At 54.7% G+C, this 13,305-nt stretch carries 14 protein-coding genes; all 14 read left to right on the top strand.

The window, feature by feature from the left end; genetic code table 11:
• Nucleotides 1-104: 104 nt before the first annotated feature.
• Nucleotides 105-500 carry a hypothetical protein gene (locus AC0Z7K_RS22900; protein WP_224266913.1) on the top strand — a complete coding sequence of 132 codons (396 nt, stop codon included), beginning with the start codon at nucleotides 105-107 and terminating at the stop codon, nucleotides 498-500.
• A 118-nt stretch (nucleotides 501-618) separates the two neighbouring features.
• Entirely contained in the window at nucleotides 619-1,611 is a 993-nt protein-coding gene (gene traU, locus AC0Z7K_RS22895; RefSeq protein WP_112198206.1) for a conjugal transfer pilus assembly protein TraU, read from the top strand.
• A 9-nt stretch (nucleotides 1,612-1,620) separates the two neighbouring features.
• The gene (gene trbC, locus AC0Z7K_RS22890) at nucleotides 1,621-2,247 is read left to right on the top strand and encodes a type-F conjugative transfer system pilin assembly protein TrbC (RefSeq protein ID WP_112198205.1); all 627 of its coding nucleotides are present in this window, start codon (nucleotides 1,621-1,623) and stop codon (nucleotides 2,245-2,247) included.
• Nucleotides 2,247-4,085, top strand: coding sequence for a type-F conjugative transfer system mating-pair stabilization protein TraN (traN, locus tag AC0Z7K_RS22885; protein WP_112198204.1), 1,839 nt, complete (start codon nucleotides 2,247-2,249; stop codon nucleotides 4,083-4,085). The genes trbC and traN overlap by 1 nt, the downstream gene beginning before the upstream one ends.
• Entirely contained in the window at nucleotides 4,085-4,882 is a 798-nt protein-coding gene (gene traF, locus AC0Z7K_RS22880; protein WP_353504350.1) for a type-F conjugative transfer system pilin assembly protein TraF, read from the top strand. The genes traN and traF overlap by 1 nt, the downstream gene beginning before the upstream one ends.
• A gap of 13 nt (nucleotides 4,883-4,895) precedes the next feature.
• Entirely contained in the window at nucleotides 4,896-5,156 is a 261-nt protein-coding gene (locus tag AC0Z7K_RS22875) for a hypothetical protein (protein WP_413536418.1), read from the top strand.
• A 38-nt stretch (nucleotides 5,157-5,194) separates the two neighbouring features.
• Nucleotides 5,195-5,671 (top strand): hypothetical protein, encoded by a 477-nt coding sequence (locus AC0Z7K_RS22870; protein WP_485616091.1) that lies wholly within the window; start codon nucleotides 5,195-5,197, stop codon nucleotides 5,669-5,671.
• The gene (locus AC0Z7K_RS22865) at nucleotides 5,664-5,876 is read left to right on the top strand and encodes a hypothetical protein (protein WP_485616090.1); all 213 of its coding nucleotides are present in this window, start codon (nucleotides 5,664-5,666) and stop codon (nucleotides 5,874-5,876) included. Before AC0Z7K_RS22870 ends, AC0Z7K_RS22865 begins: the two co-directional genes overlap by 8 nt.
• Nucleotides 5,873-6,514 carry an F-type conjugal transfer protein TrbB gene (gene trbB, locus AC0Z7K_RS22860; RefSeq protein WP_485616089.1) on the top strand — a complete coding sequence of 214 codons (642 nt, stop codon included), beginning with the start codon at nucleotides 5,873-5,875 and terminating at the stop codon, nucleotides 6,512-6,514. The genes AC0Z7K_RS22865 and trbB overlap by 4 nt, the downstream gene beginning before the upstream one ends.
• 163 nt (nucleotides 6,515-6,677) lie before the next feature.
• Nucleotides 6,678-8,045, top strand: a complete 1,368-nt coding sequence (gene traH, locus AC0Z7K_RS22855; protein ID WP_485616088.1) for a conjugal transfer pilus assembly protein TraH — start codon at nucleotides 6,678-6,680, stop codon at nucleotides 8,043-8,045.
• Nucleotides 8,038-11,286, top strand: a complete 3,249-nt coding sequence (gene traG, locus AC0Z7K_RS22850; protein ID WP_485616086.1) for a conjugal transfer mating-pair stabilization protein TraG — start codon at nucleotides 8,038-8,040, stop codon at nucleotides 11,284-11,286. Before traH ends, traG begins: the two co-directional genes overlap by 8 nt.
• A gap of 15 nt (nucleotides 11,287-11,301) precedes the next feature.
• Nucleotides 11,302-11,880, top strand: a complete 579-nt coding sequence (locus AC0Z7K_RS22845; RefSeq protein ID WP_485616085.1) for a hypothetical protein — start codon at nucleotides 11,302-11,304, stop codon at nucleotides 11,878-11,880.
• Nucleotides 11,881-12,007: 127 nt separating this feature from the next.
• Complete coding sequence (gene traT, locus AC0Z7K_RS22840) at nucleotides 12,008-12,742, top strand: complement resistance protein TraT (protein WP_014695898.1); 735 nt, start codon at nucleotides 12,008-12,010, stop codon at nucleotides 12,740-12,742.
• Between the two features lie 223 nt (nucleotides 12,743-12,965).
• Nucleotides 12,966-13,301, top strand: a complete 336-nt coding sequence (locus AC0Z7K_RS22835) for a hypothetical protein (protein WP_217147345.1) — start codon at nucleotides 12,966-12,968, stop codon at nucleotides 13,299-13,301.
• Nucleotides 13,302-13,305: the final 4 nt, after the last annotated feature.

Here is a 13,305-nt window from a genome sequence, read left to right as displayed (position 1 = left end):
GCTGACATACATCATGACAAACCACCGGATCCTTTTGCTCCTTATGGGTTCCTCTTCCTTTCCCCCCTGTCTTTTGACCGACGGACGCGTCCGGGGCGAACATTGTGAACCTGATTAAATCGTGGCTGAAGCCCTTACTGACGTGCGTTATCGGTCGGCATGAAGGCGGGGCGGATAGCGGCGGGCAGGAAGAGGCGCTTTATCTGGCGATGGCCCTTGATTTGGAGCACCTGCTTAAAGACCACGGACTTTTCCTGAGTACCAACCCCCGATTCGAAATCACTGTGCCTGAAATCGTGCTCACACAGCTGGCTAACCTGCTGCTTGACACCTGGATTGGCACACTTCCTGCCCACATCAAACACGACGAGAAAATTGTCCAAATCCGGATGGAGATCGCTGCCGGTGAAAGTGCACAGAAGGTGCACCGGATGCTCAGGCGATTACGTCAGCGCGGATTATACGTGGCCTCTTTCTCACCTTATCAGGAGGTTGAATAAGCATGAGATTATTTGCATTTATCGAATTACTCACACCGACGTTTCATATCCAGCTGATTGACAGCTGTGAACGGCCGGGCGGGAAGGTTATGCCGGTTGTCAGGGAACCGGAGGACGAATGCGCAAGCTCATTCTCTGCCTTACCTTAATCTGGACGGCCTTCCTGTGCACGCCGGCACAGGCGGCCAGTACGAACGCCGGAGACGGTCGCTGGGTAAACCCTATCAGTGACGTCTGCTGGAAATGCCTGTTTCCCATGACGCTCGGCAGCATTCAGCTGGCTTCCGGTTCACACCCGGACACCCCCAATCCGGCATCGCCTATCCAGCTGTGCCCTTACGGCATTTTTTACCGACTGGGGCTGGCCATCGGCTTCTGGGAACCGGTAGCCCTCACAGACGTCACCCGTGAACCCGGCGTGATGGTCAATATGGGCGGGTTTAAAATTGACCTCGGGCGGACAGGAACTGGCACCGGCGGGCAGAGTGACAAGCCGTCACCCGGCGCGTTCTACCATGTGCACTGGTATAAATATCCGCTGATTTACTGGCTGAATATCATCACCAGCACCGGCTGCATGCAGACCGGCGACATGGATATTGCTTACCTTTCCGAGGTTGACCCGCTGTGGAATGACAGCACGCTGTCGATGATCATCAACCCGGAAGTGAGCCTGTTCTCTAACCTGCTGGCACAGGGGGCCTGCGCCGCCGACTCGATTGCCTCTACCGCCGGTGTACCGCTGGATCCGCTGTTCTGGTGTGCCGGTGCGCAGGGGTCGATGTACCCCTTCACGGGCTACACCAGCAACGAGTTTTCGCCGCTTGAGGCGTCCGTACTGGTCAGCGAACGGATGGCGTTCAAACTGCATCGGGAGGGACTCGTGATGGAGACGGTCGGGGCGGACGTGGCGGTGTGCTACGAGTATCCGTCCCCGATTATCCCGAAATCCCGCTGGCGATATCAGATGGTCAACATGTACCCCGAAGCCAGCGACTGCCACCCCTTTGGCACGACCACGCAGCTGTGGGGCTCGGTACATAACGCCCCGACATCCAAAAAGAACTTCGGCTACCTCCTGTGGCGAAAGCGTAACTGCGCTTATCTGTAAGGACCTTCTATGAACAGACCCCTGATGACGGTGCTGACGCTCAGCGCCGCGCTGCTCTGCGCGCAATCCGTGCAGGCAGCCGAGCAGCCCACCGTGTCCGCCGGTGATATGGCGTACATGAAACAAAAACAAACCGAGCTTGAGCAGTTCCAGGCGCAGCTGAAGGGCATGAACATTACCCTGCCACCGGCACAGCAAAATAAGGTGTCTCAGCTGCAAAACGAAATTGCCGCGTCCCAGGCTGACCAGAACAGCGCTGACCGGCCCACGCCGCAAGCGCTTTATTTTGTGAGCCTGGGCATTCCGGAAGAAGGGTTACTGCCCATGCTCGCCGATGCCCGCCGTTTTGGTATACCGGCGACGCTGCGTGGCCTGCTAGATAACGATTTTCGCAAAACGGCCTCGGTGATGTTTGATCTCTCCAAGAAGGACAAAGAGGCGGGGGTGCAAATTGATCCGACGCTGTATCAGCAATACGGCATCAAGGCTGTGCCCGCCCTGGTGGTCACCTGCCAGGGCAACTATGACGTGCTTTACGGCAGCCTGCCGGTTAAGCAGGCACTCGAAGAAGTCGTGCGCCGGGGAGACTGTGCGACCACGGCCACACAGCTGCTGAAAACGGCGGAGGGGAAATAATGAAGCGATTGCTTTTGTCACTGTTGCTGCTGTGTGCCCAGGGGGCACAGGCCGATGCCGTCAGCGATGCCTACAACGCCGGTTCCAGCTACGGAAAATCTAACAGCGGTCAGGGCACCTCGGGGATGAAAAACACCTCACCCTCGACCGTCATTCCAGGGTACACCGCCAATCCGTCGCAGAGCGGTTATTACGGGGGTGTGCAGGGTGGGGACGGCGGTATCAGTGACAAAGGACAGACCGAACTCGGCCAGAACAATGCCGGGCAGGCTGTTATCAGCTCCGGCACGACCAATCCGGCGGTGACCATTGACCCCAAGGCACCGTTCATTACCAACGGCAAGGATGCTGAGAGTACTGCCGGCACGGTCGTCAACGGCACCTATGACCAGTGTACGGACAAAGTCGTCAGTAAAAGCACCTTCCAGAATTACACCTGCGACAAAGATGTGGCGGTGACCCAAAGCTGTAACCGGGCCGTCACGATAGGCGGGACGTATGTGACGACGCAAACCAATCAGACAGCGGTAATAAATACCGGGGACTTCACCTACTCCCGCGACAATCTGACGGTTTATGCGACCTTCATCGCACCTTTTACCGGCGACCTTCAACTGGCTAATTTCAATATGTCGGGATATTTGGCCCGGACAGTGACATGGAGCGTGTTAGGGGACTCAATGGTTGTACCGGACAGGATTTCGGGGACAACGCAAAAGAATCTGTCTGTTTCTGGCTATCACATGAATCAGGGAGAGACAGTCACGCTTTCTTTAACGATTGGGTCAGTGAATCACCAGACGACTTTCCTTGACGGCATCATTAGTGGTTTTGGTAACGGATCTGCGTCCCTGACGCTCAGCATGACGGCTGTCACGACCGTACAAACGTATCAACCCCAGACCAACGTTCAACAGGCGTGTGATGACCAGAGCGTGGGTGGCCAGTTAATCAGCACGCAATGCACGGTGGGCGGTGGCGACAGAACAACCACCGTGAACGGACAGACCTACACCGTTCACAGCGACTGCTGGCAGTACACCGATACCTATCTGACGACGCCAGCCAGTAACGGTAACTGTGCCGCTTTAATGTCTGATGCCAGCTGTACCGTCGTCGGAAGTCACTGTACTGAACAAACGGCAGGGCAATGCTCGCACCAACAGGTCACGTATCAGTGCCAGAAGACCTACACCTCCACGGGCAAACTCTGTGGCGGCAATTACCTGTGCATGTCCGGGGACTGTGACGATACCAACGGCGCCGGAGACAGCGGTTTTGACACGGCGGTGGCCAAACTCGCGGGACTGGCATCAGCCGGTGATGATGTCGTCAACGACCAGATCAACATCAAAGCCTTTACCGGTCAGGCGATGTCCTGTCGCAAGGCAATGGCCGGTTTCTCCAACTGCTGTGTGGATTCCGGCTGGGGGAACAACGCCGGGCTGGCGAACTGTAATAGTGATGAAATGGCCATCGGCAAGGCCAAGGCGAAAAAGGTGGTGGTCAGCGTCGGTGAGGCGTGCAACCGCGCCGTGCTGGGCGTCTGTATTCAGAAAAAACAGGTGTATTGCGTGTTCGGGGGCAAGCTGGCCCGCATTATTCAGGAGCAGGGGCGTCGCGATCAGCTGGGTGTGAGTTTTGGCAGCGGTGATTCACCGAACTGCCGGGGGATCACCGTGCCTGAGCTGCAGGCCATCAACTTTGACCTGATTAACTTTGCCGATTTCTACAGCGACCTGATGACCAACCAGAAAATCCCGAACTCGTCGGTGATGGTTCAGCAGGTGAAAGACCGGATTGCGGCGCAGGTTAACGCGCAGGGCGGAGGGAAATGATGAAAACACTGTGGTTTGCCTGCCTGCTCAGTCTCGCGTTACCGGCGTGGGCGGACGGTACAGAGACACCGGCTGATGCGGTGGTGACACCGGCGGATCCGTTCACCGGCTGGCACTGGTACAACGAACCGAAGAAGCCGGCGGACACGCCGGCACCCAAACCGGCCCCGGCCCCGCAAGTGCCGGATTTTAGCAAGCTGTCACCGTCTGAGCAGGCGGCAGTGCTCAAACGGTACACGAAGGAGGCGCTGGACCGGGCCATTCTTAACCCGTCGAGCGAAAATACCGCCACCTTCCTGCGCTGGCAGAAGTTCTGGACGGACAGGGCATCGATGTTCAGCCAGTCGTTTGCGGTGGCTCAGCTGGATCATCCCGATCTGGATTACAACCTCGAACACCCGCACTACAACAGTACGGCACCGCTGCAGCAGGCCAGCGACCAGGCCAAACAGGCACAGGCCATCAGCGAACTGTCTGCCCAGTACGGGATGTTTTACTTCTATCGCGGCAGTGACCCGATTGATGCGCAGATGGCCGGGGTGGTGGCTGACTTTGCCCGCACGCGGCATATCTCGTTGATTCCGGTGAGCGTGGACGGCCAAATCTCCCCGCAGGTGCCGGACAGCCGCCAGGACGAAGGGCAAAGTGCCCGGATGGGCATCAGTCATTTCCCCGCCTTATTCCTGGTTAACCCGGCCTCCCGCGACTTTCGTCCGCTGGCTTATGGCTTTATGACACAGGATGACCTGGCCAGGCGTTTTCTGAACGTGGCCACGGGTTTCAAACCCAACTTCTAAAGGGAGGGTCATTATGCAAAGCATTATTCTTAATATTGAAAGCATCAGGGAAGGTGAAACGTTCACCGGCATTGAGTATGACGTTGTGACATTTTCAACGCGCCCCGGACTGGACTGTCATGCGCTGGAAAGTGCGATACAGGCGCACTTCAGGGACGACATGCTGAACTTTGACTATTGCCCACAGCAGGGGACGGGCGATTTCATCTTGCTCTGCACCTTCCTGAGTGTCGGTGAACGTATCGTGCCTTACGCGGCAGACCTCACCGACTAACCCCCCGTTTACCCCTTCTTCAGAACCAAGGATTTCTCATGCAACTTTCAGCGCTCAAAACGGGCGCCGCAGCCGGCTGGGCAGCGGTCAGGCTCGTGCTCGATATCATGGTCATCGGGCCGGTGTTTATTTTCTCTCTCTTTATCGTGGTTAATGCCTGGCCTTCGCCGGGGGCGTTTGTCATCCGGCAGGCCGAAGGGCTGGTGGAAGGAGCCGCGCCGGGAAACGTATGGGGATGTGCTGCTCTCCCGGCGGGCATGACAGTCAATGAACGGGCGCTACCACAACCGGTCACGCCGTCACCTTACCAATGTGTCCCCGAACAGGTGCGCCGTGAAACCTATATCACGGGGTTTAACCACAACCTGCTGACTCTCTACGGGCTTCTCACCACGCTTTACGCGTGTGTCTATTTGGCCGCACGCTGGCTGATGGTGGTACGTAAAGGCCGGATGTCCGTGGCGGCTTTTGGCATGGCGTTTCAGGGCGGGAAACAGGAGCAAAAACATGAATAATTTGCCCGTCGTGGCCGTGTTATTTCTGCTTGGCATCCTCGCTAACTGCCTGAGTGAGTTGCTGGCCTACTCGGCGACGCTGACGCGACAGGTGTTGGTTTTTTCAACCTTCACCTGCCTTATCCTGTCGCTGGTCGTGCTCATCGGGTCTGAAGTCCTCGCACACCGTAAGGCGCGCAGGAAGAACCGGGAGGCAAAACCGTGAAACTCACCTTTCTGTTGCCTTTCTTTTGCCTCATGGCTCCGCTGGCCGCGCACGCAACCGTGGCCGACCAGATAGCGGCGCTGGAAAAGTCCAAGACACAAACCAACTGGTCACCGGCGCTGCCTGACCTGGGATTACTGCAGACGCGCTCCCCCTCAAATCGTGCGCCGCACATGATGATGCTCACCGACGGGCGTGAGGTGAACCTGAACAACTACGCCATTGTGGTGTTTATGCAGCGGGGGTGTCCGTACAGCGCGAAATTCGACCCGAAGTTAAAGCAGTGGTCAGATGAGGTCGGCATCAAGGTTTATCCCTATACGCTTGACGGCTATGGCGATACGTCCTTTCCGGTGGCCCTTATTCCCCGTAAACGCGGCGCCAATGAGCCGCTGGCGGGGGAAATCATGACGTTTTTTGGCAACGGTCTGCCCATCGCCACGCCGACCACGTTTCTGGTTAACGTTGCCACGCCGCGCCCGGACAATACCATTGCGGCCTTTCCGCTTTATCAGGGCGATACCGACATGGGTACCCTGAGCCAGCGCGTCGCGCTGATGATTGAGGCGGATATCGACAATCTGCCCTCCAATACGCTGGGGCCGGTGCCTTCCAGTCAGGCCGTCACGGCACAGTAAACACAGCCCATCTTTCCGACAATTTTCCCGCAGTAAATTTTTCTGACGCCGTTAGCTGCGCGGGATGTTTCTGTGTTTAACCGTTTTAGTCGGAAATATTTTAAAGATTTAACGGAGTTAACCTCATGACACTCAGTAAGTTGACCGACGGGAGCCTCTCCTCATGAAGCTACGGAAAATAGTAATGTGCACGCTGGCTGCCCTGTGCTTCAGTGCGCCGGCGCTGGCCGATGTACAGGGCGACCTGAACGGTTTTTTCGGCAGTCTGGGCTATGACGGCAACGTCTCCAAAGCACAGGCCTGGCAGGGGCAGGCCGCAGGCTACATCACCGGTGGTTCGGTGTATCTGCGAAATCCGGTAAAACAGGTACAACTTATCTCGATGCAGGTGCCTTCCCTGAATTCCGGCTGCGGGGGCATTGATGCCTATCTGGGCGCCTTCTCATTTATCAGTGGTGAGGAAATTCAGCGCTTTGCCAAGCAAATTATGAGTAATGCGGCGGGCTACGCGTTCGACCTGGCGTTGCAGACGATGGTGCCTGAACTGAAACAGGCCAAAGACTTTCTGCAAAAAATCGCCTCCGACGTGAATTCCGCCAACATGAGTTCATGTCAGGCGGCGCAGGGGATCATCGGGGGCCTCTGGCCCGTGTCCCAGCTTTCCAACCAGAAAATCTGCCAGGACATTGCCGGTGACGACAATATTTTCTCCGACTGGGCCTCATCCCGGCAGGGGTGCACGGTAGGCGGGCAGGGTGACAGCGTCACGAGTCGGGCCAACGCCAATGAAAAAGACCAGGTGCTGAAGAACAAAAATCTCATCTGGGATGCGCTCGGGCGCAATCATCTTTTCGACGGGAACCGCCAGCTGAAAGAGCTGGTGATGAGTATCGTCGGATCCATCATTTTCAACAGCGCCGGGCAGGTGACTATCCTGACGCCGATGGTGGATAACCGGGATGTGATCACCGTACTGATGCGCGGCGGGACCGCCAAGATTTACGGCTGTGATGAACCCGACCTTTGCCTCGGGCCGACGGTGGCCAGCGTCACCATCAGCAGCAATAACGCGCTGGTCACGCTGGTCCAAAACATCATGCTGTCCATGAACCAGAAGTTGACGGATGACACTGGCTTATCCGACCAGGAAAAGGGTTTTCTCAACACCACCTCTGTCCCCGTCCTGAAATACCTGACCAACTCGCAAAGCATGGGGCAAAGCCCGACGTACCTCATTCAGGTGGCGGATTACATCGCGCAGGATTTAATGATCCAGTATCTGCAGGAGCTGGTGAAGCAGGCCAGTCAGTCTCTGGCCGGGAAAAACTTCCCGGAACAGGCGGCGGGGGAGCTGCGGCAGAACGTGGCCCAGGCACAGCAGCTGCTGGCCAACATGAAGCTGCAGTCGGCGGCCGATCAGAACGCGCTGGACGGTATTGACCGCAACATGCAGTACCTCCAGCAGCAGGTCTCGACCATTATTTCAACGTCATATCAGGGTAACTACCGTTGGGGGACCAGCAATGACTGAAATCTATACGATATTCGGTGGGGACATGTGGCGGCAGGTGTTAAACGGCGTCGTTACCATTCTGGGGGCCGATACGTTTGATACCTTGCTTCGCATTGTCAGCACATTTGGCGTGCTGGGGGTGATGGTGTCCTTTATTAAAACCCGTGATCCGCGCGTGTTTATGCACTGGCTGGCCGTATTCATGTTTATTACGGCCGTGTTACTGGTGCCAAAACGGTCAGTTCAAATCCTCGATATCACCGACCCGGCAGCTGTGTACGAGGTGGACAATGTGCCGCTGGGACTGGCCATGATTGCGGGGCTGACCACCGGTGCGGGATTTGGGGTGGCGCAGTTGTACGATTACACCTTATCGCGCCCGGACTCGCTGACCTATACCAAGAGCGGGATGCTGTTTGGTTCTCAAATCGTGGCGCAAACCTCCAATTTTCGGACGCAAAACACGCAGCTGGCACAGATGCTGACGGACTATGTCGAAAACTGCGTGATTGGTGACATTTTGCTTAACAACAAATACACCATCAACCAGCTGCTCAACAGCACCGACCCGCTGACGCTGATCACCAATAACCCGAGTCCTTTACGGGGGATCTATCAGACGGTGAGCGGGGTAAAGCAGTTTGTGACCTGCCAGCAGGCCGCCGGAACCATCAGAACACTGATGGGGAGTGATATTTCGGTGGGCGGCGTCAGCTGGCACGATATGGCGACCCGCGTGTTTGGCAGTAAAGTGAATGCGGATGCGTTGCTGAGCAATGCCATGAACGACAGCTACGGATTTTTCTATGCAGGCGGACTGAGTGCCTCACAGATTATGCGTAACAACGTGACCAATGCCGCCATCCGCGACGGCTGGAAAGGGTTTGCGGCCCGTTCCTCAGATACGGCAAACCTGGTGAATCTGGCCACCGAATCGACCCTGACCAAACAGCGTCTGAGCTGGGCGGCGGGCGGGGCAATTGCCTCACAAACGTTACCGATGTTCCAGTCCCTGATGATGCTGATTCTGATTGGCCTTTTCCCGCTGGTGATTGCGCTGGCCCTGGTCAACCACACCATCTTCGGGCTGAATACCCTCAAGCTGTACGCCGGCGGGTTCTTGTATTTCCAGATGTGGCCGGTGATGTTTGCGATTTTGAATTCCCTGGCCAACTTTTACCTCCAGTCAAAAACCGGTTCAACGGCGTTGGTGCTGGCGAATCAGGATCGCATTGCCCTGCAACATTCTGACGTGGCCAATATCGCAGGCTATCTCAGTATGTCGATACCGGTACTGTCCTTTTTCCTGACGAAAGGCGCAGCTTCGGTGGCGTCGCAGGTGGTGGGCGGCGTGATGAGTTCAGCGGCGTTCTCGGCGGGCGGTCAGGCATCCACGACCGCTGACGGCAACTGGTCGTTTAACAACATGTCGATGGATAACGTTAACGCCAACAAATTTGACACCAACCTGTCGCAACGTATGGGTCAGCAAAGCCACCAGATGGAAAATGGCGGGATGCGCACCCTGACGGCTGACGGTCATAACGTCTATGACACGTCTCAGGCCATCTCTAACCTGCCGGTTAACATGCGACTCAGTTCACTGGCGAGCAGCGGTTTCCAGGAGCAGTCGCGGCAGGCTCAGCAGGAGGCACAAACGTCGCTCGATGGGTATAACCACAGTGTCACCAGCGGCTTCCAGCAACTGAACCAGCTGACCAGGCAAAGCGGTAACAGCGCCTCGATGACGCAGGGCAGTGAAAACACCCAGGCCACCAACGCAACACGGGGGGCGAGCATGATGATGTCGGCAGCAGAGAACTATGCAAAAGCGAACAACATCAGCCAACAAGAAGCTTACAACCAACTGATGACAAAATCGCAAGATGCTTCTGCTAACGCTGGCGTAGGTGCGAAATTTGACACTGGTTCATCGGTGTGGGGAGGAGGGGTCAAACTTGCCACTGGACTGAGCGCCGATGCTCATGCAGGCATTGAGGTTAAAGGTACAACAGGCAGTCAACATGGAACTCAAGAGAGTAATTCGGCAGGAACTGATTTCAGACATGAGAAAAATAGTCAGACGGTTAAGGATTTCCGCCAGGGCATGGATATGGTGACGTCAGCTCGCGTTAGCGAATCTGGCAACCAGACGGACAACCAGTCTAACTCTCAGGTTGAACAATATGCCGCGACGCTGAATGATGCGAAAAGTCAGTATCATCAGTACACCGACAGTAGTACCAAAAGCCAGGAATTCAGCCGGATGGCGACACTGGCCCAGAACGAAAGTGCCAGCCTGGATGCAAACTACAACCAGGAATTTGTGGACTGGACGACGGCCAAGTTTGGCAATAATGCACAGAGTGTTCTGACCAACGTTAATTCCGCGCGTGAAGCAGCAACGGAGTTTATGAAAGAACGTCTGGAGCCGGAAATCATGCAGAACTACGGTGAGCGGACGGAACAGACAAACATGCAACCCCTGACACCATCAAACTCGTTAGAATACGGCGCGGTCACTGCGCAACATACCGCGTCCGGCGACCCAATCCCGATACCTTATGGAGCCAGTGCGGCAGAAGGAAACCCAGAAAACGCCAATGGGACGACATCTGCAGGTGTCATTGAAACGTCCCCGCAAAGGACTGCACCGTTTGTGAGTGCGCCGGATGGCCACAGTATTTCTCAAGGCCGGGGTACAGGATCGGCGTCTGTGAGTTCTGATGAAGTCAATTTGCACAACGGTGATCGCAATGTTCAAAATGGCCAGCAGTCAGCACCGGTGTCTAATATTCACCAATCAGCACAGGATGAAACTCACCGCATACAACGGAACCGGAATGCGGGTGCCGAATCTGTTCAGGCGGATGATGTAAACCTGCATAATCGAGAGAGAAATCTTAACGTGCAAGGTGGTCCGCCTTCAGCGTCAATGACTGAAAATTATAACTCGGCTGCGGAGAAAGTGAGGGCGCACGCGGAGGGGGCAGGTATCCCTAATAACGTGGCGGGGCAGGTTGCAGCACAAAGATCTGCGAATTCGGAAGTCATTAGCGGAAATGGCGAAAAAATAGATCAAAACAAAACACCTGTTCAGACAACCAGTGATATATTAAAAGGAGAGCATAATAAAGCCCAAGGTCAGTTTGCTGCCGGTATTGAAACCGAGAAGGGTAAGCAGAATCTTATACCTGATAAGGCGGATGACAAATCTATAAAAAATAAGTTAGACGAAATGAAAAGACGTTTCGGATAAGTAATGGGGGATGATGTGGAAACAATTACGCGTAATCAAATTAATCAAGACATGAACATGCTTATTGGAAGCCTTCAGGATGAGGATCGGCCCATTGTTTCTCCATTGGCTGCAATGAGGCTTTCTATAACTTGGCCATTGCTGTGTATAGCTGCCTATTCTGCATCAGTACTATGGCTTGCGTTAAATTATGTTCCAGAGTCAGATGCCTTCGGCAACCCATTGACATTTTTTAGCCATATGGGAACCGAGCTTGGTTTTTTTGCATTTTCATTTATCTTTGGCATTGCAATTAGTACTGGGCTATATGTTCCATCTTTAGTCTATTTGTCAATCCCAGCATCTGTGCGAAACCAATCGATAATTCTTTTGAATCTCAAGAGATTGGTAAAACGATTAGCAATTGCATCATTAATTATCAATATGGCCGTAGCAGTCGCTGCTTGCACTTACAATGAAATATTAATAGGTGCTGCTCCATTTGTACTTATTTTATCTTTTATTGTGATGCAGGTTGTTATCAGTGCTGAAGTTACGCGTTATGGCATTGGTGGAATGATGAAAAAACTCACTACGCTGGCTAAAAAGATTTAAGTTACATCCCCTACTGCCGATAACCCTCCTGTAATTCTAACGGAAGGGTTTCACCCTCCAGATTTATATCCAAATAGCCAATATTTCGGGGCGTGCCTGCCCCGCTTTTTTGACAAGGAAACAGTAAATGAAAAACCGCAATTCTCTTGTGGCGGCTGTGGTCGTCTCATGTCTGGTACTTTCCGGTTGTAGCGCGATGGGCACCGCCATCAAAAAACGTAACCTCGATGTGAAAACACAGATGAGTCAGACCGTGTGGCTGGAGCCATCCAGCGAAAAAACAGTCTATATCCAGATCCGAAACACCTCTGACAAAGACATGAGCGACCTGCAAACGCTATTAGCACAGGATTTGCGTGCTAAAGGCTATAACGTCACGTCGTCACCGGACTCTGCATATTACTGGATCCAGGCCAACGTCCTGAAAGCCGAGAAAATGGACCTGCGTCAGGCGCAGGGTCTGCTTTCCACGGGGTATGAAGGTGCTGCCGCAGGTGCCGCACTGGGCGCTGGGATCACCGCATATAACAGCACATCCGGTGGGGCAATTCTGGGGGTAGGATTGGCCGCAGGCCTTGCCGGTATGGCGGCAGACGCGATGGTGGAAGACACCAACTACACAATGGTGACCGATCTGCAGATCTCCGAACGCAGCAAAGCGACCGTGACAACAGATAACATCGCCGCATTACGCCAGGGTAACTCGGGTGTGAAGGTGCAGACCAGCAGTGAAGAAGGCAACCGCATGAAATACCAGACGCGCGTTGTCTCTAACGCCAACAAGGTGAACCTCAAGTTCGAAGAGGCAAAACCGGTTCTGGAAGCCCAGCTAGCGAAATCCGTCGCCGGGATCATGAACTGACCTGAACGTTTTATCTTTGTTGTTTATTGTCCTGATGGCACACGCCCGTGTGCCATGTTCACCCACTCGCATGACGTCATAATTCAGCGCTCTGCCTGTTAACTCCCCAGTGACCGTGCCTGCTTATCCACCTGTGATATTCCGCTTCCTCGTCCAGACGCAAATCCCCGCGTCCTGACTGTGGCGAGCGTTGCCGTTAAACGCCCAACTGAAGGAATTGCTCATGCTATACAAAAGTGCCCGTGGCCTGATGGCCTGGTTTACCCTGTTTTTCATCTGGAGCGCGTTTGTTCTCTGGTATCACGGCGTCGCCCTGCTGCAGTTCATCATGCACGACAGTAATTTGTACGCCTTCTCGCTGGCCTTACGCCAGACCCGCAGCGATATGCTACCTGATGCTTTGCCGGTCGTACTGCTGATAATGTTGGTGTTGGCGGTGGGTGCATTTTTGTCGTCTGTCACGGTTGCCATGATAAACGCGGTGGCTTTCCTGTTCAGAACGGCCGGTGCACTGATCCAGGCGCAGTTCAGCCATCACAATCCGTCGTCGTTTCATTAAGTCC

This window comes from Rahnella sp. 1L-D-7-B-C2 (assembly GCF_057290995.1).
Note: the sequence above shows the minus strand (reverse complement) of the source record. Positions and strands in the feature narration are given on the sequence as shown.